Source organism: Mesorhizobium sp. GbtcB19, assembly GCF_019091085.1.
In the GTDB taxonomy this organism is placed as follows: Bacteria; Pseudomonadota; Alphaproteobacteria; order Rhizobiales; family Rhizobiaceae; genus Mesorhizobium.
Genome location: NZ_JAGXJY010000012.1, coordinates 154,177 through 177,464, shown reverse-complemented (window position 1 = coordinate 177,464; position 23,288 = coordinate 154,177). Strand labels below are relative to the sequence as shown.

23 protein-coding genes are annotated in these 23,288 nt (G+C 64.2%); 15 read left to right on the top strand and 8 right to left on the bottom strand.

The genetic code is table 11. The features are described 5' to 3' along the window. The first annotated feature begins 22 nt into the window (after nucleotides 1-22). Nucleotides 23-1,015: an inositol 2-dehydrogenase gene (gene iolG / locus KVT37_RS20845; RefSeq protein WP_217576490.1), complete on the top strand. Its 993-nt coding sequence runs from the start codon at nucleotides 23-25 to the stop codon at nucleotides 1,013-1,015. Between the two features lie 34 nt (nucleotides 1,016-1,049). Beyond that, nucleotides 1,050-1,988: a sugar phosphate isomerase/epimerase gene (locus KVT37_RS20840; protein WP_217576488.1), complete on the top strand. Its 939-nt coding sequence runs from the start codon at nucleotides 1,050-1,052 to the stop codon at nucleotides 1,986-1,988. Between the two features lie 85 nt (nucleotides 1,989-2,073). Here KVT37_RS20840 and KVT37_RS20835 read toward each other — a convergent pair whose 3' ends face one another. Continuing rightward, nucleotides 2,074-3,183, bottom strand: coding sequence for a Gfo/Idh/MocA family protein (locus KVT37_RS20835; RefSeq protein ID WP_217576486.1), 1,110 nt, complete (start codon nucleotides 3,181-3,183; stop codon nucleotides 2,074-2,076). A gap of 158 nt (nucleotides 3,184-3,341) precedes the next feature. Between KVT37_RS20835 and KVT37_RS20830 the strand changes: the two genes are divergently transcribed. The 10 genes from KVT37_RS20830 to phnN all read left to right on the top strand — a co-directional run bounded on the left by KVT37_RS20830 (nucleotide 3,342) and on the right by phnN (nucleotide 13,421). Continuing rightward, the gene (locus KVT37_RS20830) at nucleotides 3,342-4,187 is read left to right on the top strand and encodes a MurR/RpiR family transcriptional regulator (RefSeq protein WP_217576541.1); all 846 of its coding nucleotides are present in this window, start codon (nucleotides 3,342-3,344) and stop codon (nucleotides 4,185-4,187) included. A 154-nt stretch (nucleotides 4,188-4,341) separates the two neighbouring features. Next, entirely contained in the window at nucleotides 4,342-6,276 is a 1,935-nt protein-coding gene (gene iolC, locus KVT37_RS20825) for a 5-dehydro-2-deoxygluconokinase (RefSeq protein WP_217576484.1), read from the top strand. A 36-nt stretch (nucleotides 6,277-6,312) separates the two neighbouring features. Continuing rightward, a complete protein-coding gene (gene iolD / locus KVT37_RS20820) occupies nucleotides 6,313-8,157 on the top strand; it encodes a 3D-(3,5/4)-trihydroxycyclohexane-1,2-dione acylhydrolase (decyclizing) (protein WP_217576483.1) in 1,845 nt (614 codons plus the stop codon). A 36-nt stretch (nucleotides 8,158-8,193) separates the two neighbouring features. Continuing rightward, nucleotides 8,194-9,108, top strand: a complete 915-nt coding sequence (gene iolE, locus KVT37_RS20815) for a myo-inosose-2 dehydratase (RefSeq protein WP_217576481.1) — start codon at nucleotides 8,194-8,196, stop codon at nucleotides 9,106-9,108. Between the two features lie 64 nt (nucleotides 9,109-9,172). Beyond that, entirely contained in the window at nucleotides 9,173-9,385 is a 213-nt protein-coding gene (locus KVT37_RS20810) for a DUF3329 domain-containing protein (protein ID WP_217576479.1), read from the top strand. A gap of 377 nt (nucleotides 9,386-9,762) precedes the next feature. Further along, nucleotides 9,763-10,575 (top strand): 5-deoxy-glucuronate isomerase, encoded by an 813-nt coding sequence (gene iolB / locus KVT37_RS20805; protein WP_217576477.1) that lies wholly within the window; start codon nucleotides 9,763-9,765, stop codon nucleotides 10,573-10,575. Continuing rightward, the gene (locus KVT37_RS20800; protein WP_217576475.1) at nucleotides 10,557-10,805 is read left to right on the top strand and encodes a hypothetical protein; all 249 of its coding nucleotides are present in this window, start codon (nucleotides 10,557-10,559) and stop codon (nucleotides 10,803-10,805) included. Before iolB ends, KVT37_RS20800 begins: the two co-directional genes overlap by 19 nt. Before the next feature lie 12 nt (nucleotides 10,806-10,817). Next, a complete protein-coding gene (locus tag KVT37_RS20795) occupies nucleotides 10,818-11,525 on the top strand; it encodes a DUF1045 domain-containing protein (protein WP_217576473.1) in 708 nt (235 codons plus the stop codon). Between the two features lie 133 nt (nucleotides 11,526-11,658). Next, a complete protein-coding gene (locus KVT37_RS20790; RefSeq protein ID WP_217576471.1) occupies nucleotides 11,659-12,798 on the top strand; it encodes an alpha-D-ribose 1-methylphosphonate 5-triphosphate diphosphatase in 1,140 nt (379 codons plus the stop codon). Beyond that, a complete protein-coding gene (phnN, locus tag KVT37_RS20785; RefSeq protein WP_217576469.1) occupies nucleotides 12,795-13,421 on the top strand; it encodes a phosphonate metabolism protein/1,5-bisphosphokinase (PRPP-forming) PhnN in 627 nt (208 codons plus the stop codon). Before KVT37_RS20790 ends, phnN begins: the two co-directional genes overlap by 4 nt. A gap of 163 nt (nucleotides 13,422-13,584) precedes the next feature. On the opposite strand, the gene KVT37_RS20780 is transcribed toward phnN, so the two are convergent. The 7 genes from KVT37_RS20780 to KVT37_RS20750 form a co-directional block, all read right to left on the bottom strand. Then, on the bottom strand, nucleotides 13,585-14,397 hold the full coding sequence (locus tag KVT37_RS20780; RefSeq protein WP_217576467.1) for an ABC transporter ATP-binding protein: 813 nt from the start codon (nucleotides 14,395-14,397) through the stop codon (nucleotides 13,585-13,587). Continuing rightward, nucleotides 14,397-15,134 (bottom strand): ABC transporter permease, encoded by a 738-nt coding sequence (locus tag KVT37_RS20775; RefSeq protein ID WP_308642693.1) that lies wholly within the window; start codon nucleotides 15,132-15,134, stop codon nucleotides 14,397-14,399. Before KVT37_RS20775 ends, KVT37_RS20780 begins: the two co-directional genes overlap by 1 nt. 3 nt (nucleotides 15,135-15,137) lie before the next feature. Then, nucleotides 15,138-15,884, bottom strand: coding sequence for an ABC transporter permease subunit (locus tag KVT37_RS20770; protein WP_308642692.1), 747 nt, complete (start codon nucleotides 15,882-15,884; stop codon nucleotides 15,138-15,140). A gap of 77 nt (nucleotides 15,885-15,961) precedes the next feature. After that, nucleotides 15,962-16,804, bottom strand: a complete 843-nt coding sequence (locus tag KVT37_RS20765; protein ID WP_217576465.1) for a transporter substrate-binding domain-containing protein — start codon at nucleotides 16,802-16,804, stop codon at nucleotides 15,962-15,964. 184 nt (nucleotides 16,805-16,988) lie between these two features. Beyond that, nucleotides 16,989-17,984, bottom strand: a complete 996-nt coding sequence (locus tag KVT37_RS20760; RefSeq protein WP_217576463.1) for an ABC transporter permease — start codon at nucleotides 17,982-17,984, stop codon at nucleotides 16,989-16,991. Then, on the bottom strand, nucleotides 17,981-19,546 hold the full coding sequence (locus KVT37_RS20755; RefSeq protein WP_217576535.1) for a sugar ABC transporter ATP-binding protein: 1,566 nt from the start codon (nucleotides 19,544-19,546) through the stop codon (nucleotides 17,981-17,983). The genes KVT37_RS20760 and KVT37_RS20755 overlap by 4 nt, the downstream gene beginning before the upstream one ends. A 122-nt stretch (nucleotides 19,547-19,668) precedes the next feature. Further along, nucleotides 19,669-20,631, bottom strand: a complete 963-nt coding sequence (locus KVT37_RS20750; RefSeq protein WP_217576461.1) for a sugar-binding protein — start codon at nucleotides 20,629-20,631, stop codon at nucleotides 19,669-19,671. 609 nt (nucleotides 20,632-21,240) lie between these two features. Between KVT37_RS20750 and KVT37_RS20745 the strand changes: the two genes are divergently transcribed. The 3 genes from KVT37_RS20745 to KVT37_RS20735 all read left to right on the top strand — a co-directional run bounded on the left by KVT37_RS20745 (nucleotide 21,241) and on the right by KVT37_RS20735 (nucleotide 23,285). Next, on the top strand, nucleotides 21,241-22,356 hold the full coding sequence (locus KVT37_RS20745) for a LacI family DNA-binding transcriptional regulator (protein ID WP_217576459.1): 1,116 nt from the start codon (nucleotides 21,241-21,243) through the stop codon (nucleotides 22,354-22,356). 93 nt (nucleotides 22,357-22,449) lie between these two features. Beyond that, nucleotides 22,450-22,749: a DUF1778 domain-containing protein gene (locus KVT37_RS20740; protein WP_217576457.1), complete on the top strand. Its 300-nt coding sequence runs from the start codon at nucleotides 22,450-22,452 to the stop codon at nucleotides 22,747-22,749. After that, on the top strand, nucleotides 22,749-23,285 hold the full coding sequence (locus KVT37_RS20735) for a GNAT family N-acetyltransferase (protein WP_217576455.1): 537 nt from the start codon (nucleotides 22,749-22,751) through the stop codon (nucleotides 23,283-23,285). Before KVT37_RS20740 ends, KVT37_RS20735 begins: the two co-directional genes overlap by 1 nt. Nucleotides 23,286-23,288: the final 3 nt, after the last annotated feature.

Here is a 23,288-nt window from a genome sequence, read left to right as displayed (position 1 = left end):
GCCCGATAGGAAAGTCGAACGTATGATGGATGTCTGTCTGTTCGGGGTGGGGCTGATCGGCCGTGTGCATGCGGGCAATCTGGCGCGTCATCCAAAGGTGCGGCTGCGCTACGTCGTCGATCCCAACCGCGAGGCGGCGGAGAAGGTCGCCGCCGCGACTGGTGCCGAGATCGCCGACACCGAGACGGTCATGAACGATCCGGCGGTGAAGATGGTGTTCATCGCCTCGGCGACGCGCACCCATGCCGAACTCGCCACGGCCGCGGCGGCGAAGGGCAAGGCGATCTTCTGCGAGAAGCCGATCGATCTCGACCTCAAGCGCACGGACGAATGCCTGGCCGCGGTCGCGAAAGCCGGCGTGCCGTTCCAGATCGGCTTCAACCGCCGCTTCGATCCGAGCTTCCGGGCGCTGAAGGAACGCCTGGCCGCCGGCGAGATCGGCGCAGTCGAGCAGGTCATCATCACCAGCCGCGACCCCGAACCGGAAACAGAAGAAGCGTTAGCCGGCGGCGGCGGCGTCTTTCGCGAAATGACCATCCACGACTTCGACATGGCGCGGAACATGCTCGGCGAAGAACCGGTGGAGCTGTTCGCGACCGGTTCCTCGCTGGTGGCGCCGCAATACAGCAAGCTCGGCGACTACGACACCGCGATGTTCATCCTGCGCACGGCGTCGGGCCGGCAATGCCACATCAACAACAGCGTCAGGGCCGCCTATGGCTACGACCAGCGCATCGAGGTGCATGGCGCCGACGGCATGCTGCAGGCCGGCAACCGGCTGCCGACCTCGGTGGAGATGTATGGCGGCAAGGGCATATCGCGCGACAAGCCCTATTACTTCTTCGTCGAACGCTATGCGGAATCCTACGCCGCCGAGATCGATCATTTCATCTCCTGCGTGGAGACGGGAAAGAAACCCGCCGTCACGGCCAGCGATGGCCGCAAGGCGATGATCCTTTGCGAAGCGGCCCTGGCGTCGGCGCGGTCCGGCAGGTTCGAGCCGGTAAAACTCTGAGTGGACGGTCTGAAGGCAAGCGGGAGTCACCGACATGAAGATTGGCATGATCACCGACAGCCTGGGCAACCTGTCCTTCGACGAGATGCTGCGAGCCTCGGCCGAACTCGGGCTGGAGACGCTGGAGTTCGCCTGCGGCAACTGGTCGTCCGCGCCGCATATCGATCTGGCGGCGATGCTGGAAAGTGCCGCGACCCGCGCCGAATTCGTCGCCAAGGTCCGCGACCACGGGCTGACGATCGCGGCGCTCAACTGCTCGGGCAATCCGCTGCATCCGGGGCAGCAGGGCAAGCAGCACCGCCAGGTGACCGAGGACACGATCCGGCTGGCGAGCCTGATGGGCATCGACCGCGTGGTGATGATGTCCGGCTTGCCCGGCGGACCCGGCGACGCCAACCCCAACTGGATCGTCACCGACTGGCCGCCCGAATGCGCCGACATCCAGCGCTACCAGTGGGACGAATGCATCATCCCCTACTGGCGCGATCTGGTGAAATTTTCGAACAATCTCGGCATCGGCAAACTCTGCCTGGAACTGCACGGCCATCAGGCCGTCTACAATGTCCAGACGCTGTTCCGGCTGCGCGACGCCGTCGGCGAGACGGTCGGCGCGAACTACGACCCGAGCCACCCGATGTGGATGGGCGCCGATCCCATCGCCGCCGTCCGCAAGCTTGGCTCGGCGATCTACTATGTCCATGCCAAGGATACGCGCGTCGAACCGATACCGGCGGCCATAGACGGCGTGCTCGATGCGCGTCCGCCAAACCACTATGCCGACCGGGCCTGGAACTACATCACGCTGGGCTATGGCCATGGCGAGACCTGGTGGCGGCAGTTCTGCACCGCGCTGAAGCAGGCCGGCTACGACGACGTGCTCTCGATCGAGCACGAGGACATGATGCTGTCGCCGATCGAAGGCATGCGCAAATCCGTGGCGTTGCTGCGCAATGTCGCCATTAACCTGGCTTGAAGCTAGCCGATCCGAGGCGCCGGTCGGCATAGACCGGTGCTGCCATCGGCGCCGGCTGTTGCGGCGGTCTCAGCGCTCGGCTGACTTATCGCACATCCACCCAGCGCTGCTCCTGGAACGAGCGCGCCATCGCATGCACGGTGCGCTCGATCTCCAGCCCCTCGTCGAAATCGATGATCCGGGCCGGCTTGCCGGCGATGCGCATCAGGAGTTCGCGGCATTCGATCATCTTAAGGTCGTTGAAGCCGAGGCCGTGGCCGGGCGCCGGCAGGAAGGAATCGTAAGGCTTGTGGTGTGGCGCGACCAGGATGGTGCGGTAGCCCTGCTCGGTCGGCCGGTCGGCGGTGAGGTAGAGCTGGAACTCGTTCATCCGCTCCTGGTCGTAGAGGATCGAGCCTTTCGACCCAAAAATCTGGATGGCGATGCGGCCCTTTCGGCCCCAAGCCGAACGGTTGACCAGCAGCGTGCCGGCGACACCGTTTTCGAGATGCATCAAGACGCTGGCGATGTCGTAGGTTTCGACCGCGCGGCGGGCGCCGGACGCGGTCTTGCGGTCGGCATAGGGTTTGACCATGTCGCACATGACGCGCGAAACGCGGCCGAACAGCGCCTTGATCAGCGACAGCGGATGCACGGCGAAATCGTCGAGCGCGCCGTAGCCGGAGGCCGCTTCATGCTTCCAGAAGAACAGCGCTTCCGGGTCGGCCATGAAATCCTCGTCCATCTCGATGCGCACGAGGTTGACGTCGCCGATGATCTTCTCCTCGAGCAGCGCCCCGATGTGGCGGATAGCGGGGTTCTGGATGTAGTTGTAGCCGAGCACCGCGACCTTGCCGGATGCCTTCGCGGCCTTCGCCATCGCCTCGGCCTCGGCGAAGCTCGGCGCCATCGGCTTCTCGCACCAAAGATGCTTGCCGGCTTCGAGGATGGCGATCGCCATCTCCGGGTGGAACTGGTTGGGCGTGGTCAGCGAGACGACATCGACCTCCGGATCGTTGACCACGGCGCGCCAGTCGCCGGAGGCTTTTGCAAAGCCGAATTCGCCGGCCTTGCGCCTGGCAAGTTCGTCATTCACCTCGCCCAGATGCACCAGCTTCGGCTTGTCGACATCGGGGAAGACGGTGCCCACCGCATTCCAGGCGATGGCGTGGCACTTGCCCATGAAGCCCGTGCCGATGAGGCCCACTCCGACCATGTCGATTGTCTCCGAGGTGAGGGAAATAACGGTATGGATGAATTAGTCCATTTTTACTTCGAATGGAACATCCAAATCATTTTTTATGGTGTTCTTGCGCGAACTCGCTATGATGAGGCAGGAGAGGGACAAACCTTATGGGCGCGGACGGAGCGACGATGGACGAACGGGTGCCTCGCGATTTCGAAACGCTGCGCGCGACGATCCTGGACAGGCGCGCCAGCCTGCCCAAGCGCATCGCGCAGATCGCCGCCTATGCGCTCGACAATCCCGACGACATCGCTTTCGGCACGGCGGCAAGCATCGCCGCTTCGGCCGGCGTGCAGCCCTCGACGCTGATCCGTTTTGCCCAGCAGCTCGGCTTCGACGGCTTCACCAGCCTGCAGCAGGTGTTCCGCGAGCGCCTGCGCGAGCGCAACTCGTCCTATGACGAGCGGCTGGCGGCGCTGCGCGCCAAGGCCGAGGAAGGCGCCGGCCACCGGGCAATCTTCGACGGCTTCGTCGCCGCCGCCAGCACTTCGCTCAGCGACATTTCGCGGGCGTTGAACGATGCGCATTTCGAAGAGGCGATCGCGCTCCTGGCGAAAGCCGAGACCATCTACGTGCTGGCCAAGCGCCGCTCCTATCCGGTGGCGTCCTACATCGCCTATGCGCTGGGCAAGCTCAAGATCCGCAACCAGCTGGTGGAATCGGCCGCGGGCTTGAACGCCGAGATGATCGGCTTCGCCACGCCGCGCGACGCCGTCATCGCCATCAGCTTCTCGCCTTACGCGCCGGCGACAATCGAGGAGACGCGCGCGATCGCCGAACAGGGCGTGCCGATCGTGGCGATCACCGACTCGTCGTTCTCGCCGCTGGCGCAATTCGCCAGGGTCTGGTTCGAGGTCGCCGAGGCCGATTTCGGCGGCTTCCGTTCGATCTCGGCAACCATGGCGCTGGCCATGGCGCTGACCGTCGCCGTCGGCGAGAAGCGCCGCGAAGCCGGGCGCCGGCGCAAGGGCTGAGCCTTCCAGACAAGCGCTTTTCGTCTCGGGAACGCTCATTCCATATTGACTGCAGATTGGAATTAATATTTCATATTGGCGATACCACGCTGCCGCTGGCGCGTGCTGTCCAAAACGACGCTGCTCTGCACAACAAGGCCGATGGGAGGTTCGAATGGGCGAAGCCGTGGAAGGGAAATACCCGCCGCTCGACGTCATCACCATCGGTCGCGCTTCGGTCGATCTCTACGGCCAGCAGACCGGCTCGCGGCTGGAGGACATCACCTCCTTTGCGAAATCCGTCGGCGGCTGCCCGGCCAATATTTCCGTCGGCACCGCAAGGCTCGGCCTGCGCTCGGCGCTGCTTACCCGCGTCGGCGACGAGCAGATGGGCCGCTTCATCCGCGAGCAGTTGCGGCGCGAGGGCGTCTCGGTCGACGGCTTGAAGACCGACAAGGAGCGGCTGACCGCGCTGGTGCTGCTCTCGGTCGAGAGCGAAGGCGTCTCGCCGATGATCTTCTACCGCTCCGACTGCGCCGACATGGCGTTGGCGGAAGAGGACATCGACGAGGCCTTCATCGCCTCGGCGCGTTCGGTCGTCGTTACCGGCACGCATTTCTCGCGGCCCAACTCCGATGCCGCCCAGCGCAAGGCGATCCGCCTGATGAAGGCCCGGGGTGGCAAGGTTGTCTTCGACATCGATTATCGCCCGAACCTCTGGGGCCTTGCCGGCCATGCCGAGGGTTTCGAGCGCTATGTCAAATCCGACCGCGTCTCGGCGCAGCTGAAGACGGTGCTGCCGGATTGCGATCTCATCGTCGGCACCGAGGAGGAGATCATGATCGCGTCGGGCGCCGACGATTGCCTGAGCGCGCTGAAGACCATCCGCGCGCTGTCCGCGGCCACCATCGTGCTGAAGCGCGGCGCCAAGGGCTGCATCGTCTATGACGGGCCGATCAGCGACGACCTCGAGGACGGTATCGTCGGCAAGGGTTTTGCGATCGAGATCTACAATGTGCTGGGCGCCGGCGACGCTTTCATGTCGGGCTTCCTGCGCGGCTGGCTGGGCGGCGAAAGTTTCGCCACGGCCGCCACCTGGGCCAATGCCTGCGGCGCCTTTGCCGTGTCGCGCCTGCTCTGCGCGCCGGAATATCCGACTTTCGAGGAGCTGCAGTTCTTCCTGAAGCACGGCAGCAAGCATCTGGCACTGCGCAAGGACGAGGCGATCAACCACATCCATTGGGCGACGACGCGCCGGCGCGACATTCCTTCGCTGATGGCGCTGGCCTGCGACCACCGCGTCCAGCTCGAAGACGTCGCGGCGAAAGTCGGCGCCGACGTTGCGCGCATCCCCGACTTCAAGGTGCTGACCGTCAAGGCCGCGGCCAAGGTTGCCGCCGGCCGCGACGGCTACGGCATGCTGATCGACGAGAAATACGGCCGCGACGCGATGTTCGAATTCGCCCGCCATCCCTTCGCCTGGCTCGGCCGCCCGGTCGAATTGCCAGGATCGCGGCCGCTGCGCTTCGAATTTTCGCAGGATATCGGCTCGCAGCTCACCGAATGGCCGGTCGATCATTGCATCAAATGCCTGTGCTTCTATCACCCGGACGACCCGGAAGCGCTCAAAGTCGAGCAGCAGCAGAAGATCAGAGCCCTGTTCGAAGCAGCGCGAAAAGTTGGCCGTGAATTGCTGGTCGAGATCATCGCCGGCAAGCATGGCAAGCTCGACGACACCACCATTCCGCGCGCGCTGGAGGAACTCTACGCGCTGGGCATCAAGCCGGACTGGTGGAAGCTCGAACCGCAGGCTTCGGCGGGCGCCTGGGCGAAGATCGAGCAGGTGATCGTCAAGAACGACCCCTGGTGCCGCGGCGTCGTGCTGCTCGGGCTGGAGGCGCCGCAGGACGAGCTGGTCGCGGCCTTCGCCGCCACCGCCAACGCGCCGATCGTCAAGGGCTTTGCCGTCGGCCGAACCATCTTCATCAACGCCGCCGAACAATGGCTGGCTGGCAAGATGTCGGATGACGAGGCGATCGCCGACATGGCGGCGCGCTTCGAACAGTTGACCGAGGCGTGGCTTGCCGCGCGCGGGCGCAAGGCCGCATAAGAAAACGGCGCCAACGAAAGCCGGAGGAAACGACCAATGAGCAAGACCGTTCGCCTGACGATGGCGCAGGCTGTGACCCGCTTTCTGTCGCGCCAGATGACCGTCATCGACGGCAAGACCGTGCCGATCTTCGGTGGCGTCTGGGCGATCTTCGGCCACGGCAATGTTGCCGGCATCGGCGAGGCGCTCTACCAGGTGCGCGACGAGTTGCCGACCTTCCGCGCCCATAACGAGCAGGCGATGGCGCATGCGGCGATCGCCTACGGCAAGGCCAATTTCCGCCGCCGCTTCATGGCTGCGACCACCTCGATCGGTCCTGGCGCGCTGAACATGGTGACGGCGGCGGCGCTTGCCCACGTAAACCGGTTGCCCGTCCTGTTCTTACCGGGCGATGTCTTCGCCAACCGGCTGCCCGATCCGGTGCTGCAGCAGGCCGAGGACTTTTCCGACGGCACGGCGAGCGTCAACGACTGCTTCCGCCCGGTCTCGCGCTATTTCGACCGCATCACGCGGCCGGAACAGATCATCCCGGCGCTGAACCGCGCCATGCAGGTGCTGACCGACCCGGCCGAGTGCGGCCCGGTCACGCTGTCGCTCTGCCAGGACGTGCAGGCCGAGGCTTATGATTATCCCGAAAGCTTCTTTGCCGAACGCCTTTGGGCGCCGCGCCGGCTGCGCCCGGACCGCAACGAGCTGGCGGCAGCCGTCGCGGCGCTTAAGGGGGCGAAGAAGCCGCTGGTGATCGCTGGCGGCGGCGTCCTGTATTCGCAGGCCTCGGACGAGCTTGCCAAGCTGGTGCAGGGCGCCGGCATTCCGGTCTGCGAAACGCAAGGCGGCAAGTCTTCCCTGCCCGACGATCATCCGCTCAACATGGCGGCGGTCGGCGTCACCGGCACCTCCGCCGCCAACCGGCTGGCGGAAGAAGCCGACGTGGTGCTTGCCGTCGGCACAAGGCTGCAGGACTTCACCACCGGCTCCTGGGCGCTGTTCAAGAATGCCGGCCGCACCATCATCGGGCTTAACACGCAGGTCTTCGACGCCGGCAAGCACTGGGCGCTGCCGCTGGTCGCCGACGCTACCGAAGGGCTCGCCGAGCTTTCCGCTGCGCTGAAGGGCTGGAAGGTGCCTTCGGCCTGGACCGACAATGCGCTGAAGGGCAAGACAGACTGGCAGGCCGCCGCCGACAAGGTTACGGCCTCGACCAACGTCGCCTATCCGTCGGATGCGCAGGTGATCGGTGCCGTGCAGCGCGCCATGGGCTCCGGCGTCACGCTGCTGCATGCCGCCGGCGGATTGCCCGGCGAGTTGCACAAGCTGTGGCAGGCCGGCGCGCCGGGCTCCTATCATGCCGAATACGGCTTCTCGACCATGGGCTACGAGATCGCCGGAGGTCTCGGCGTCAAGATGGCGAAGCCCGACCAGGAGGTCGTCGTCATGGTCGGCGACGGCTCCTATCTGATGCTCAATTCCGAGATCGCCACTTCGGTGATGCTCGGACTGAAGCTCACCATCGTGCTGCTCGACAATCGCGGCTATGGCTGCATCAACCGGCTGCAGATGGCGACCGGCGGCGCCAACTTCAACAATCTCCTGAAGGACGCCCGCCACGAGGTGCTGCCCGACGTGGACTTCGCCGCGCATGCGGCGAGCCTCGGCGCCGTGGCCGAGAAGGTGGCCTCGATCGCCGAGCTGGAGACGGCGCTGGCCAAGGCGAAGAAGAACGACAAGACCACGGTGCTGGTGATCGACACCGATCCGCTCGTGTCGACCGAGGCCGGTGGTCATTGGTGGGATGTCGCAGTGCCGGAAGTCTCGTCGCGGTCCCAGGTCAATGCCGCGCGCAAGAAATACGAGGAAGCCGTGGGCAGCCGCCAGGGCTGAACCGGCCCCGCAACGAACCGACATTGGAGTGAAGACTTGAAAGCCAAACTGGGCATGTCCCCCATCGCATGGTGGAACGACGATCTCGTGGAATTGAGCGATGACGTGTCGCTGGAGGAGTGCCTGCGCCAGTCGCGCTCGGCCGGCTTCACCGGCATGGAGAAGGGCCGCCGCTTCCCCGAAGATCCGAAGGCCATGCTGCCGATCCTGAAGGCCGCCGACGTCACGCTTTGCGGCGGCTGGTTCTCCGGCACGCTGGTCAATGAGGACTTGGCCAGCAACAAGGACCGCATCCAGCCGATGATCGACCTGTTCAAGGCGGTCAACGCGCCTTGCATCGTCTATGGCGAGGTCGGCCGATCCATCCAGGGCGACCGCTCGAAGCCTTTGGCCACCAAGCCGAAACTCACCGGCGACGAGATGAAGGCCTATGGCCGCCGCGTCACCGAATTCGGCGAATGGTGCGCCGAGCAAGGCATGCCGCTGTCCTACCACCATCACATGGCGGCGGTGGTCGAGACCGAGCCGGAACTCGATTCCTTCATGCGGCATTCCGGCGAAGGCATTCCGCTGTTGCTCGATGCCGGCCATCTCGCCTTTGCCGGCGGCGATGTGCTGCGCGCCATCGACCACCACCACAAGCGCATCAACCACGTCCATGTGAAGGATGTGCGCATGGGCGTCATCGACGGGCTCGACCGCACGAAACAATCCTTCCTCGATGCCGTGGCGCTCGGCGCCTTCACCGTGCCGGGCGACGGCTCGCTCGATTTCGGCGCCATCGTGCAGCGCTTCGCCGATCACGGCTATGAAGGCTGGTTCGTGGTCGAGGCCGAGCAGGATCCGAAGAAGAACCCACCGCTGAAGATGGCTCAGGTCGGCCACAAGGAGCTGATGCGGGTGATGACGGCCGCCGGCTATACGGTCGAGACGCAGGGTTTTCCGGCCTGAACGGTGGATTAGTCGGGGCGCCCGGTTTATTCCATGCGCTTTGGACAAATCCTGGATTGGCGCGATGAAAGACTATGAGCACCCCTTCTTCCGGCCGCTGTGGCGACGCATCGCCGTCGTCGCCGTCTGCCTGGTCTGGTCGGTGATCGAATTCGCTTCCGGCACGCCCTTCTGGGGCGTTATCGCGCTCGGCTTCGCCGGTTATGCGGTGTGGCAGTTTTTCTATCTCTACAAGCCGGCCGAGGAGAACAAGTCTCCGGTCGAGCCGAAGGAGTGAAGCGGTCGATGGGGTGGAGGTCCCGATGTTACCTGCATGGAGGATCGCAAGCGTTGGCGATTGGCCGCAACGCTCCTCGCATCGTCATCCTAGGGCGGAGCAAGGAGCGCAGCGACGCGGCGCAGACCCTAGGATCCATGCCATGACTTTGACGTGTTGCAACTGTGCAGAATTCTGCTCCGCTGCGCCCTTCGACAGAGGGAACGGCATGGATCCTAGGGTCTTCGCGACGGAGCTTCGCTCCTGCTTCGCCCTAGGATGACGAAGTTGAGAGGAACCGGCCAATCTCCAAGGTTTTCGCCATGGTCCAACGAACGGTGAAAAATCCTGCAACCGGGTCTGAAAGTCAAAGCGTCGAGGAATTAGGAGAGACAAAAATGTCGAAACTGATCGTCAAGGCCGATAAGGGCCACGGCCACGTCGCTCATGTCACGCCGCAAAGCGCCGGCTGGACCTATGTCGGCTTCGACCTGCATCGGCTGAAAGCGGGCGAGACGGCGTCCGGCAAGACCGGCGACCGCGAGGTCTGCCTGGTCTTCGTCACCGGCAAGGGCAAAGCCTCGGCCGGCGGCGAGGATCTCGGCCTGCTCGGCGAACGCATGTCGCCCTTCGAAGGCAAGCCCTGGTCGGTCTATGTGCCGCAAGGCACCGAATGGTCGGTGACCGCCGATACCGAACTGGAGCTGGCTGTCTGCTCGGCGCCGGGCTTGAGTGGCGGCCTGCCGGTGCGCGTCATCGGACCGGACGATCTCGGCCAGGAAGTGCGCGGCAAGGGCACCAACACCCGCTACGTCACCAACATCCTGCCCGAGGGCAAGCCGGCGGATTCGCTGCTGGTGGTCGAAGTCATCACCCCCGGCGGCCACACTTCCAGCTATCCGCCGCACAAGCACGACCGGGACAATCTCCCCGTGGAATCCTATCTCGAGGAGACCTATTACCACCGCCTCAACCCGCCGCAGGGCTTTGCCTTCCAGCGCGTCTATACCGATGCCGACCGCAACGGCGTGCGCGAACTCGACGAGGCGATGGCGATCGAGGACGGCGATGTCGTGCTGGTGCCGAAAGGCTATCATCCCTGCGCGGCCTGCCACGGCTACGACCTCTATTATCTCAACGTCATGGCCGGCCCGAAGCGAACGTGGAAATTCCACAACGCCGCCGAGCATGAGTGGCTGATGAAGGCCTGAACAGGCAGCTCGGCAAAGCCGTTGGTCCAGTTGGGAAAAATCGTCGGCTAACGACCTTGCGGCTGGACTTGCCTTCGAAAACCCATGAAAGCTTCGTCAATCCGTCATGGAAATCACCTATGGCAGCGGGTCTGATGCATGTCGCCGCAAGCGCTGACGCGTTTTTGGGACCTGCCAAAAACAATGACTTGAAGCGCGTCGCATACTCCTTCGGGCGCAGCGCGCTTTGATGAGGAACGTTCATGCGCTACGCCATCTACTACACCCCGAGACAGGACGAGGCTCTGGCGCGCATTGCCGCCAACTGGCTGGGTCGCGACCCGTTTGGCGCGGCGACGCGACCGGTCGAGGCCGTGGGTGATCTGTCGGCGGCGGAAGTCGCTTTCCACACCGCTTCCGCCAGGCGCTATGGGTTCCATGCGACGCTGAAAGCGCCGTTCCGGCTGGCGCCCAACGAAACGGAAACTTCGCTGCGCGCCGCGCTCGACGCCTTTGCCGAAGCGACGCCGCCGGTCGTCATTCCGCGTCTGGTTCTCGGCCAGATCGACGGCTTCTTCGCGCTGGTGCCGGAGACCCAGTTTGCGCCGCTCAACGATTTCGCCGGCGAGGTGGTGCGCGCCTTTGATCGCTTCCGCGCACCCCTGACGGAAGCCGAGATCGAGCGTCGCAGCCCGGATGCGCTGAAGCCGGACGAATTCCGTAACCTCTGCCAATGGGGCTATCCTTACGTCTTCGACACATTCCGCTTCCACATGACGCTGTCCGGGCGCGTCGGGCCACAGGAAAGCCCACGTCTTCGCGCGGCGATCGACGGCCTGTTCACCGACGTGCTGCGGCAGCCGGTGCTGGTGGATGGGTTGACATTGTTTGTCGAAAGCGAGCACGGCGCCCCGTTCATGGTGCTTTCCCACCATGCGCTTGGCCGTGGCCCGGCCCGCAAGACCGCATAGGGCGGATCAGCGGGAACGCTGAACCGCCCTATCTCTTTGTTTTTACGCAATTCCGAACGGAAAACCACAAAACACTTTTCCTGGAATTGCTCTATTTGATCGCCGACCGACCGCTCGAGATAGGACGCCTGAGATGACCGCCGAAACCGTTCTCACCAATGCCCGCATCGTGCTGCCCGACGAAATCGTCGAGGGCTCGCTCCTGTTGCGCGACGGCCTGATCGCCGCCGTCGAGCCGGGTGCTGCCCGCACCGGCGAGGACATGGGCGGCGATTACATCATTCCGGGTCTCGTCGAGCTGCACACCGACCACCTCGAAGGCCATTACGCGCCGCGCCCGAAGGTGCGCTGGAACCCGATCGCCGCCGTGCTTGCCCATGACGCCCAGGTCGCGACCGCCGGCATCACCACGGTGCTCGACGCCCTGCGCGTCGGCATGGACGAGGACGCCGACCTCACCTCCGACGATATCCGCAAGCTTGCGGACGCGATCGAGGACAGCGTGCGCGAGGATCGGCTGCGCGCCGATCACTTCATCCATCTACGCTGCGAGGTCTCGGCGCCGGATTGCCTCAAGGCCTTCGCCAATTTCGAGACCGACGACCGGGTGAAGCTCGCCTCGCTGATGGACCATGCGCCGGGACAGCGTCAGTTCGTCAACCTTGAGACCTATGCCTATTACTACCAGCGCAAGCTGAAGCTGAGCGATCAGGATTTCAAGAAATTCTGCGACAAGCGGATGGGCGAATCGGCCCGCAATTCCGGTCCGAACCGCGTCTTCATCTCGGCCGCCTGCCATGAGCGCGGCATCGTGCTGGCCAGCCACGACGACGCCACCACCCGCCATGTCGACGAAGCCATCGAACAGGGCGTGCGCGTCGCCGAGTTTCCGACGACGGAAGAAGCGGCCAAGGCCTCCAAGGCAGCCGGCCTCGGCGTGCTGATGGGCGCGCCGAATGTCATGCGCGGCGCTTCGCATTCCGGCAACGTCTCGGCGCGCACGCTTGCCGCCGAAGGCCTGCTCGACATCCTGTCGTCCGACTACATTCCCTTCAGCCTGATCCAGTCGGCCTTCTTCCTCGGCGATGTCGTCGAGGGCATCTCGCTGCCGCAGGCGGTCGCGATGGTGACGAAGAACCCGGCCGAGGCGATCGGCCTTGCCGACCGCGGCGTCATCGAACCCGGCCGCCGCGCCGATCTGGTGCGCGTGCGCGTCGACGACCATGTGCCGGTGGTGCGCACCGTGTGGCGTCAGGGCAGCCGGGTCGCATGATGGTCTCGGCTTTGATCGAGCGCGAGCTGGCGGAGAGCCTGCCGATCCGCAACGGCGTCTTCGTCGCGGTGGTCGGCCCGAGCGGCGCCGGCAAGGATACGGTGATCGGCTACGCCAAACAGCGCTTTGCCGGCGAGACGCGGCTGGAATTCGTGCGCCGCGTCATCACAAGGCCGAGCGACGCGGCGAGCGAGGACCACGATACGCTGGCCGATGCCGCCTTTGCAGAAGCTGAGGCCGACGGCGCCTTCTCGCTGTGCTGGGACGCGCACGGCCTGCGCTACGGCCTGCCGGCCGATGTCGACTGGGCCGTGGCGAACGGCCATGTGGCGGTCGCCAACGTGTCGCGCGCGGTGATCCCGGCGCTGCGCGAGCGCTACGCCAACCTGGCCGTGGTCGAGATCACCGCCACGCCGGAGATCCTGGCCGAACGGCTGGCGGCGCGCGGCCGCGAGTCTCGCGGCGAAGTGCTGGCGCGGCTGGCGCGCAGCACGAGCGTGCAACTGTCGGGGCCGGACGTGACTTCCATCGACAACAGCGGCGACAAGGACATCGCCGGCGAACGCTTCGCCGAGGTGCTGCGCAAGGCGATGGCGTTCTCCGATCTGTCGGACATGATCTAAGATGTGCTGATATTCAGGTGAGGCCGGCCTGCAAGTGGCGGCTCCCTGCGCTTCCGGTGCTCACGTACTTAAGTACGCTCCGCTCCGGTTTCTCGGAAGCCACCACTTTCGGCTCGGCCTGACCTGAATCTCAACACATCTTGGCGCCGAGCAAGGTCTGTCTTCACTTGTTGAAGTTGGCGATGAACTGCTTGAACTGCGGCGTCGGCGGCCTGGCGAACATCTCCTTCGGCTCGCCGACCGAATCCACCTCGCCCTTGTGCAGGAACATAACCTTGCTCGACACGTCGCGGGCAAAACCCATCTCATGCGTGACGACCAGCATGGTGCGGCCTTCTTCGGCGAGCGATCGCATGACGCGCAGCACCTCGCCGACCAGTTCCGGATCGAGCGCGGATGTCGGTTCGTCGAACAGCATCACCTTGGGATTCATCGCCAGCGCCCGCGCTATGGCCGCGCGCTGCTGCTGGCCGCCCGACATATGAGGCGGGTAGTAGTTGCGGCGTTCCCATATGCCGACGCGCTTCAGCAATGCCTCGGCCTGCTCCAGGCACTCCGCGCGCGGCCGTTTCAGCACATGCGTCGGCGCGGCGACGAGGTTTTCCAGCACGGTCATGTGCGACCACAGATTGAAGCTCTGGAAAACCATGGCGAGGTTGGCGCGGATGCGCTCCACCTGCCGAATGTCCGCCGGCGCTTGATGGCCGTCCCGAATTTGCTTCATCTTGATCAGCTCGCCGTCGACCCGCACCTCGCCGGAGTCCGGGGTCTCCAGCAGGTTGATACAGCGCAGCATCGTGCTTTTGCCCGAACCCGAGGAGCCGAGGATCGAAATGACATCGCCCTTGTGGGCTTCGAGCGAAATTCCCTTGAGCACCTCATGATCGCCGAAGCACTTGCGCATATCCTTGACGCTGATGGCGGGCGTATCAGCGGACGGCGCGGCTTTCGCGGCAGCGGCGACATTTGCCGACATCACAACACCTCCGGTACGGGTTTGATTTGCTGGCTCTGCTCGGGCGGGGGACGCAGATGCGGCGAAAGCCGGTATTCGACCCAGGCGAACAGACGGGCGATCGACAGGTTGAGCAGCAGGTAGATCACGCCGGCGCAGGTCAGCACCTCGATCGGCCGGAACGTGTCATGCTGGATCTTCTGCGCCGTTCCCATCATCTCCATGATGGTGACCACGGAAGCGAGCGCGGTCGCCTTGGTCATGAGGATGATCTCGGTCGAATAGGCCGGCAGTGCCAGCCGCAGCGCGATCGGCAGCGTGACAAGGCGGAAGCGGGTGAACGCCGGCATGCCGAACGCCTTGGCCGCTTCGATCTGGCCGACCGGCACCGCCCGCAGCGCGCCCCGGAAAATCTCGCTCTCATAGGCGGCCGTGTTCAAGGCCATGGCGACGATCGTGCAATACATCGGATCGCGCAGGATCGGCCACAGGATCGGGCTGTGGCGAACGAAATCGAACTGGGAAAGCCCGAAATAGATCAGATAGAGCTGAACCAGCAGCGGCGAGCCGCGGAAGATGAAGACATAGGCGCGGGTGAAATATTCGCCCAGTTTGTGACCGGAAGCCCGGAGCCAGGTCAGGCCGGTGGCGATGACGAGCCCGAAGGCGATGCCGAAGAACCAGATCTCGAGCGTCAGCGGCAGCGCCTTGAGCACGCTCCACATGGTCGAAAGGTAGAAGTCGAAATCCACCGCCACCTCTCACTTCGGCCGCGTGAAGCTGCGGGAGGTGTAACGCTCGGCTTTCTCGAAGATCGGCGTCGAGACCGAGGTCATCACCAAATAAAGGATGCCGGCGACAGTGTAGAAAAGCAGCGAATGGTGCGTCGAACGCGCCGCCTTGTTTGCGGTGAGCATCAGCTCGGCGACGCCGGTGACCGAGATCAAAGCAGAATCCTTGATAGTGAGCTGCCAGACATTGCCCAGTCCCGGCACGGCCAGGCGCAGGACCTGCGGCATGATCACGAGGCGAAACCGCAGCCAGGCCGACATGCCGTAGGCACGCGCCGCCTCCAGCTCGCCGCGATGGATCGCCAGGAACGAGCCGCGAAAGACCTCGGCCTGGTAGGCGCCGGAAATGATGCCGACCGCAAGCACGCCGCCGAGGAAGCTCGGCATGTTCAAAATGTCGGTCGAGCCGATCGATCCGGTCGACCGCGCCACGCCGGTCAGAACCTGCGTGCCGCCGTAATAGAACAGATAGATGATCAAAAGTTCCGGTTCGCCGCGGAAGACGGTGGTGTAGCTCTCGCCGATAAACCTCAGTCCGCCGCGAGGCGAAAGCTTGGCCGCCGCCACCAGCGACCCGAGCATCGCGCCGATCAGCATCGAGACCATGGTGACGGCGAGCGTCCAGGCGATGCCCCAGAGCAGTTGCACGCCCCAGCCGGCGGCCAGCAGCTCATAGGCCGTCGACACCTGCGCCTGCAGATCGCTGAGAAACTCCACGTACGCCTTCCCTCCCGGCGACGGTTGCTCATCTCAAATGCAAAACGGGAGCAGCCTTGGCTGCTCCCGTTGCGACATCACTTGGTAATGTCGATCTTGAACCACTGCAGGCTGTATTTCGACACCGAGCCGTCATCGATAGCGGCCTTGAGCGCCTTGTTGTAGATATCCTGCAGGTCCTTGTCGGTCTTGCGGAAGGCAGCACCAATGCCCGGTCCGAGGATCGGGCCGCCCTTGAACTGCGGGCCGACGAATGCCAGGTCCTTGGCATCGGGCTTGGCCAGCGTGCCGAGGAAATAGGTGGTGTCGGCGAAAGCCACATCGATGCGGCCGGCCATCAGGTCGAGGTCGTGCTCGTCGGTGGTCTTGTATTCATGGACGTTGGCGACGTCCTTGAGATACTTGTCGGCAAAGGTCGCCTCGGTGGTCGAAACCTGCAGGCCGAGATTCTTGCCGGTAAGCTCCTTGCGCAGCGTGTCGAGCGCCGCCTTGGATTCGGCGTCGTCCTTCGACAGATCGATCATCTTGCCGCTGTTGGACAGCTTGGCCAGCGGGCCGTTCTTGTCGGCAAGGAAAGCCACCGGCGACGACGCGTAGGGGATCGAGAAGTCGATGGTCTTCATGCGCTCTTCGGTGATCGACATGCCGTCCATCACGATGTCGAACTTGCCTGCCGTGAGGCCGGGAATGACGCCGTCCCAGTCCTGCGCCACGATGTTGCATTCGAGCTTCGCGCGGGCGCAGACGTCGTTCAGGATGTCGACCTCGAAGCCAACGATCTTGCCGCTGGCATCCGTCTGGTTCCAGGGGGCATAGGAGCCCTCCATGGCGACCGACACGGTCTTCCAGTCCTTGGCCATTGCAGGCGTCGAACAGGTCAATGCTAGCGCGGCCAGCGCAATCCAACGTGATGATGTCACGATACTTTCTCCCATTTTTTGTTCTTGGAACCCTCAGATACCAATTGCTTAGCCCAGCCCCAATTCTGCGACAAGGGCTGTTTTCCGGTTCACGTGTTGTTGCAATCCGCCAGCGAATCCGGACCGGCGCGCCGGCTTCCACCGCGAGCATCGATCCAATCAGGATCTTAACGGAAAACCGAGGCTACTCCGCCGGCGCGCCGGCGACGTTCTGGCGCGTCGCCTCCACCATGCGGCGGCGGGCGCGGAAGACACCCCATTGCTGGTCGACCAGCACGCCGATCAGGATCACGCCGCCCATCACCGCGAAGTTGAGCGAGGACGGGATGCCGAGCAGATTGACGAGGTTCTGTAGCTCCTGCAGCAGCACCGTGCCGAGGATGACGCCGACCAGCGAGCCCTCGCCGCCGCGCAGCGAGAAGCCGCCGAGCACCGCCGCCGCGATGGCATAGAGCTCGTAGAACTGGCCGTGGCTCGCCGGCGAGATCGAGCGCGTGTACATGGCGAAATAGATGGCTGACAGCGCCGTCAGCACGCCGCAGATGACGTAGGCCGCGATAACGATGCGCCCGGTGCGGATGCCCGAATATTTCGCCGCTTCCTCGTTCTTGCCGATGGCATAGAGATAGCGGCCGAACACCGAGCGATGCAGCACCACCCACATGACGATGGCGATGATGATCAGGGCGATGAAGCTGTTCGGCACGCCACCCGAACGGCCGGCCGTCAGGAATTCGAGGTCCGGGAAATTCTGACCGAAGGCGAAGCCGGCCGTACCGTCGGCGGTGTAGAAGCGCGCCACGCCGCGATAGATGAGCAGGCCGCAGAGCGTCACCACGAAGGGCTGGAGCTTGAGCCGCGTGATCAGCCAGCCATGCACGAAGCCGATGATGGCGCCGAGCAGGATGATCACCACGAAGGCCAGCGGCCAGTCGAGCTCGCGCACGGCGATGAAGTCGATGAACAGCGTGCCGAGCAGCGCGACCAGCGAGCCGACGGAAAGCTCGATGCCGCCGGTGATGATGACGAAGGCCTGGCCGATGGAAAGGATGCCGAACAGGCCGATCAGGTTGGAGGTGTTGGCGAGGTTGATCGGCAAGAGGAAGCGCGGGTTGATGGCCGTCACCACCGCGCCGACCACCAGGATCAGCACCAGCAGGCCGAGATCTTTCTTGCTCATTCAACTCCTCCCGCCGCCTGCAGCAATTTCGGCTTCTTGCCGACCGCCAGCAAGAGCACGTTCTCCTGGCTGAAATCGTCTTTGTCGAGGATGCCGGAGATCTGCCCCTCATGCATGACCGCGATGCGGTCCGAGACGCCGATCACCTCTTCCATGTCGCTGGAGATCATCAGCACCGCGACGCCGGCATCGGCCAGCGCCCGCATCAGCCCGTAGATCTCGGCCTTGGCGCCGATGTCGATGCCGCGCGTCGGCTCGTCCAGGATCATCACCTTCGGGTTCATCGCCAGCCATTTGGCGAGAACCACCTTCTGCTGGTTGCCGCCCGACAGCGTGCCCGTGCGGGTAAGCACCGACGGCGCCTTGATGCCGAGGTTCTTCTTCTGCTTTTCGGCCGTCGCGAGCTCGGCGCCGGTCGAGACCAGCTGATGCTTCGCATGCGCCGGCAGATTGGGCAGCGAGATGTTCTGCGCGATCGACAGATCGAGCAATATGCCGGTCAGCTTGCGGTCCTCCGGCACCAGGAAGATGCCGGCCGCCACAGCGTCGGCGGCGGAGCCGACATCGAGCGGCTTGCCGTCGAGCGCGACGCTGCCGCCGAGCCGTTCGTCGATGCCGAACAGCACGCGTGCCAGTTCGGTGCGGCCGGAGCCGACCAGGCCCGCAAGGCCGAGGATCTCGCCACGCCTCAGCTCCACGCTGACCGGCCGATCCGGATAGGTGCTGGTGCGTATGGCATTGGCCGACAGGGCCACGCCGCCTGGAGCCCGCGCGGCCTCACCCGCCTTCTCGCGCTCCTTCAGCATGCGGCCGATCATCAGCCTGACCATCTCGTCGTGGTTGATCTCAGCCTTCGCCAGCGTGCCCGCCAGCGTACCGTCGCGCAGCACCACCACACGGTCGGCGACGCGCTCGATCTCGTGCAGCCGGTGCGAGATGAAGATGACGCTGATGCCTTGCGCCTTCAGTCCCTTGATGACGTCGAGCAGCTTTTCCGTCTCGGCGATCGGCAGGCTGGAGGTCGGCTCGTCGAGGATCACAAGGCGGGCCCTGATCGACAGCGCCTTGGCGATCTCGACCATCTGCTGCTGGGCGAGCGACAGCGAGGCGACCGGCGCATCGGCCGAGAAATTGGCGCCGACACGTTTCAGGAGCGGCGCCACCATGTCGCGCAATTTCGCGCGGTCGACCAGCTTCAGCGGCCCGGCGCGCAGCGGCTCGCGGCCGAAGAAAATGTTGGCGGCGACATCAAGATTGTCGAAGAGGTTCAGTTCCTGGTGCACGAAGGCGATGCCGGAACCGATGCTTTGCTCGACGGTCAGGCCGTCATGCGCCGCGCCGTCGACGGTGACGGTGCCGCTGTCCGGCCGCGTCACGCCGCCGAGGATCTTCATCAGCGTCGATTTGCCGGCGCCGTTTTCGCCGACGAGGCCAATGACCTCGCCGGGCCGGACCTCCATCGAAAACCTGTCCAGCGCCACAACACCCGGATAGGTCTTGCGCACGGCCTCCAGGCTCAGGAACGGAGCGGTGTTTGGGTGAGTGGTGTCGGTAGAGATCATCACGCCATAATAACCGCACTTGGCAGCAGCCGGTGGGCCACAGACTGACGAGCCTCGGCGGCTCCGTCAATACGAACGCCGGCTCAAGGTGCACCCTTGAGCCGGCGCAACTGTTTCTGGGCTTATTTGCCCGCCATCGCCTTGAGGTTGGCGGCATAGGCGTCGACATCATCCTTGCCGATGATCTTGGTCGGGATGATGATCAAATTGCCCGCCGGGATGCCCGACTTGTCGCCCTTGAGATAGGCGGCCATCAGTTTCATGCCCTGATAGGCCCATTCGAAGGGCTGCTGCACGACGGTGGCGGCGACGGTGCCTTCCTTGACGCCGCCCAGCGTGATCGGATCGTCGTCGAAGCCGACGACGGTGATCTGGCCGAGCTTGCCGGCGTCGCGCAGCGCTTCATAGATGCGCGGCGTGTTGTAGGAGTAGAAGCCGACCATGCAGGTGATGTCGGGGCTGGCGACCAGCGCGTCCTCGACATTCTTCTTGGCGCGCGCCTGGTCGATATCGTCGCCGCGCACGTCGACCAGCTCGATCTTGCTGCCGGCGAGCCCGTCCTTCATGCCCTGGATACGCTCCTTGGCGTTGTCGGCGCCGAGCAGGCCTACGAAGCCTAGGCACTTGCCGCCGTTCGGCATCGCCTTCTTGGCGATCTCGGCGGCCTGCTTGCCTGCATCGACGTTGGACGAGCCGATATAGGCGACGCGCTTGGTCTGCGGCGCATCCGAGTCGGTGGTGAACAGCGCGGTTTCCGACGCGATCTTGTTCAGCCCGTCGGTCGAGGTCTTGGGATCGACGGCCGAGACCATGATGCCCTTGACGCCCGCCGTCACCAGATCGTCCATCAGCCGCTGCTGAATGGCGACCGAGGACTGTTCCGGATATTTGAGCTCGAGATTGTAGTCGGGCAGTTCGCCCTGCGCCTTCTTCACGCCGGCTTCCGCCGCCTTCCAGAAGTCTGACGCACCGTTGACGACGAAGGCCAGCGTCGGCTTGTCGTCCGCGCGGGCAACCGCTGTGGCCGTAAGCCCGATGAGCAAGGCCGCCGCGGCGACAGATGCGTTACGGATCATGGATTTCATAGTTCAACCTCCCTTGTAGAACTCGTCGCTGATGTCTCGGCTGCGGCCTGGATAACCCTCCTCCTCAAGGGTCCGGCGAAGGTCCGCCGACTCAAGAACGGTGCCGATCCGGGCCGCTACGCGAGACACTAGACACTGATGTGGCGTTCGTAAATAGTCCGATTTGTCTGACATTTTCGTGAGATGGACACGAGTCCGATCCGGCGATGCAGCCGGGCTGTCGAGCGGGCGTCCTTCGCAGTTGCCGGCACCGATCCGACGTCCGGACGGCTACGGCGAGTTGACAGTAGAACGCTTACGGCTATTAGTAAATAGTATTAGTTATGAAGCCAGGAGGCGCGATTTCGAAGCGGAGGAGACGCTGGTCGAAAGACGCGCCGGGAGTGAGGAGAATGAGCGCGGCAAAGTCCGCAGTTCGCGCGGAAAACTCCAGAAATTGTCAGCATTGCTTGTCGTCGATTTCGTCGCGATGCAGCGGGGCTAGTGATTTGCGCGTCGCGCATGCTAATACCTATTAGTTTGTCGCGATTCCGATAAACGCATCGACCTCGACCATCTTGCCGTTGCCGCCGCCTTTGCTCTAGAGCCGGCTGGGTTTGGGAAACGACCATGAGTGAACCGACGGAACACCGCGATCCTCCCGGGGCTTCCAGGCGCCGCAAGCCGGCCGCCAAGCCCAAAGGGCGAGTCACCATGACCGACATTGCGCGCGCCGCCGGCTGCTCGCAGGCGACGGTGTCGTTCGTGCTCAACAATTCGCCGGGCATCAGGCTGTCGCAGCAGACGCGCGACCGGGTTATCGAGGCAGCCAAAGCGCTGGGCTACTCGCCGCCGGTCTTCTCGGCGCTGCGGCCGCCGGTGATGCCGTTCGAAGGCCTGGATGGCGTGATCGGTTTCGCGGTCGACCAGCTCGCCACCAGCCCCGAGGCGGTGGTCGCCATCGAGGGCGCGCGGCAGGCCTCGTGGAACGCCGGCAACGTGCTTCTGGTGGCGCAGACCATGGGTGATTCGGTGATGGAGCCGCGCGCCATCCAGGCGCTGACGAGGCGCGGCATCTCGGCGCTGATCTACATGACCATCTTCACCCGCGAGATCACCGCGCCAGACTTTCTCTACAGCCTCGAGATGCCGGTCATCCTGCTCAACTGCTACACCGCCGACTATGCCTTCCCGGCCGTGGTGCCTTCCGAGATCGCCGGCGGCCAGAGCGCCACCAGGCATCTGATCAGCCACGGCCATCGCCGCATTGGCACCATCACCGGCGAGCCGTGGATGCAGGCGGCGCAGGACCGGCTCAAGGGCTATCGCCGCGCTTTGGCCACCGCCGACATCCCCTTCGATCCCGATCTGGTGGTCGAGGGCGACTGGTCGGCCAGCGCCGGCTACGCCGCAACCGTGAAGCTGCTCGCGTTGAAGGATCGGCCGACCGCGATCTTCTGCCAGAACGACCGCACCGCGATCGGCTGCTACGAAGCGCTCAAGGAAGCGGGGTTGCATATCCCGCGGGACATTTCCGTGGTCGGCTATGACGACGAGGAGATCGCCCGCCACCTCTTCCCGCCGCTGACCACCTCCATCCTGCCGCATCTGGCGATGGGCCAGTGGGCGATCGAGCAGCTCGAAACGCCGCCGACGCCCGGCCGCGGCCGCTACCCGATCACCAAGCTGGAATGCCCGCTGGTGGAACGGGAGAGCGTGGCGGGCGTTCGGGACAAATCGGGGTGACTCTCGACGCAGATCCTTTTGAGTGCTCGCGCTTGTATTGACATTGTCATGACGAACCTTTGGATAATCCATCCTGATGCAGGAGGATTTTCCATGGCTCAGCCCGGTCACCGCGATCATGATGCAGCACGCAAGGATGACGTGATTCAGATCCGTGCTTCGGCGGGGACAAAAGCCATCCTTAGCCGCGCCGCGCGTTTGCGTGGGCAGAAGCTGTCGGAGTTCATGCTGGACAGCGCCCGCAGGCAGGCGGAGGAAGCCATCCTGGATCAGCGAATCTTCTTTCTCGACGACGTCGCGCACGAGAAATTTCTCGATCTGTTGGATGCCCCGGGCAAACCGTCGGAGGAACTGCGCGCGCGGATGACGCGCAAGCCCGCCTGGGAGCGCTGATGGCCGCAGGTGAAGGGCGGGGACGGCGTGTCAACCCTCCGGAACGGCTGGCCGCGGCCCACGATGTCTCCGAGTTTCGCAATGGCAGGCATTCGTCCCTCGATGATTGGCTGCGTAGTCGCGCCCTTGCCAGCGAAGGTCTGCCCGCCCGAACCTATGTCGTCTGCGACGCGGAGGCTAAAAATCGCGTCGTCGGCTATTTTGCGATCTCGACGGCGATGGAAGAGCGGATGGCTCTGCCAAGCGCGAAACTCAGGCGCGGCGCACCTGAGCAGGTGCCGCTACTGCTGATCGGTCGGCTGGCGGTCGATCAGGCGTTCCAGGGAATGGGGCTTGGCGGCGACCTGCTTTCCGATGCGCTGCGGCGCTGTGTTGCGGTCTCGGAGATCGCCGGCGTCCGAGCCGTGGTGGCGCACGCCATCGACGATGATGCCGTCGGCTTCTACCAGCGTCACGGCTTCATCCAGTCTCCGTTGGGTGAGCGAGTCATGCTGATGCCGCTCGAGACCGTGCAGGCGCTGTTCTCGCGAAGCTGAAGC

Coding starts and splice junctions, on each gene's coding strand:
- iolG (WP_217576490.1), top strand. CDS start 23: ATGATGGATGTCTGTCTGTTCGGGGTGGGGCTGATCGGCCGTGTGCAT.
- KVT37_RS20840 (WP_217576488.1), top strand. CDS start 1,050: ATGAAGATTGGCATGATCACCGACAGCCTGGGCAACCTGTCCTTCGAC.
- KVT37_RS20835 (WP_217576486.1), bottom strand. CDS start 3,183: ATGGTCGGAGTGGGCCTCATCGGCACGGGCTTCATGGGCAAGTGCCAC.
- KVT37_RS20830 (WP_217576541.1), top strand. CDS start 3,342: ATGGACGAACGGGTGCCTCGCGATTTCGAAACGCTGCGCGCGACGATC.
- iolC (WP_217576484.1), top strand. CDS start 4,342: ATGGGCGAAGCCGTGGAAGGGAAATACCCGCCGCTCGACGTCATCACC.
- iolD (WP_217576483.1), top strand. CDS start 6,313: ATGAGCAAGACCGTTCGCCTGACGATGGCGCAGGCTGTGACCCGCTTT.
- KVT37_RS20810 (WP_217576479.1), top strand. CDS start 9,173: ATGAAAGACTATGAGCACCCCTTCTTCCGGCCGCTGTGGCGACGCATC.
- iolB (WP_217576477.1), top strand. CDS start 9,763: ATGTCGAAACTGATCGTCAAGGCCGATAAGGGCCACGGCCACGTCGCT.
- KVT37_RS20795 (WP_217576473.1), top strand. CDS start 10,818: ATGCGCTACGCCATCTACTACACCCCGAGACAGGACGAGGCTCTGGCG.
- KVT37_RS20790 (WP_217576471.1), top strand. CDS start 11,659: ATGACCGCCGAAACCGTTCTCACCAATGCCCGCATCGTGCTGCCCGAC.
- phnN (WP_217576469.1), top strand. CDS start 12,795: ATGATGGTCTCGGCTTTGATCGAGCGCGAGCTGGCGGAGAGCCTGCCG.
- KVT37_RS20780 (WP_217576467.1), bottom strand. CDS start 14,397: ATGTCGGCAAATGTCGCCGCTGCCGCGAAAGCCGCGCCGTCCGCTGAT.
- KVT37_RS20760 (WP_217576463.1), bottom strand. CDS start 17,984: ATGAGCAAGAAAGATCTCGGCCTGCTGGTGCTGATCCTGGTGGTCGGC.
- KVT37_RS20755 (WP_217576535.1), bottom strand. CDS start 19,546: ATGATCTCTACCGACACCACTCACCCAAACACCGCTCCGTTCCTGAGC.
- KVT37_RS20750 (WP_217576461.1), bottom strand. CDS start 20,631: ATGAAATCCATGATCCGTAACGCATCTGTCGCCGCGGCGGCCTTGCTC.
- KVT37_RS20745 (WP_217576459.1), top strand. CDS start 21,241: ATGAGTGAACCGACGGAACACCGCGATCCTCCCGGGGCTTCCAGGCGC.
- KVT37_RS20740 (WP_217576457.1), top strand. CDS start 22,450: ATGGCTCAGCCCGGTCACCGCGATCATGATGCAGCACGCAAGGATGAC.
- KVT37_RS20735 (WP_217576455.1), top strand. CDS start 22,749: ATGGCCGCAGGTGAAGGGCGGGGACGGCGTGTCAACCCTCCGGAACGG.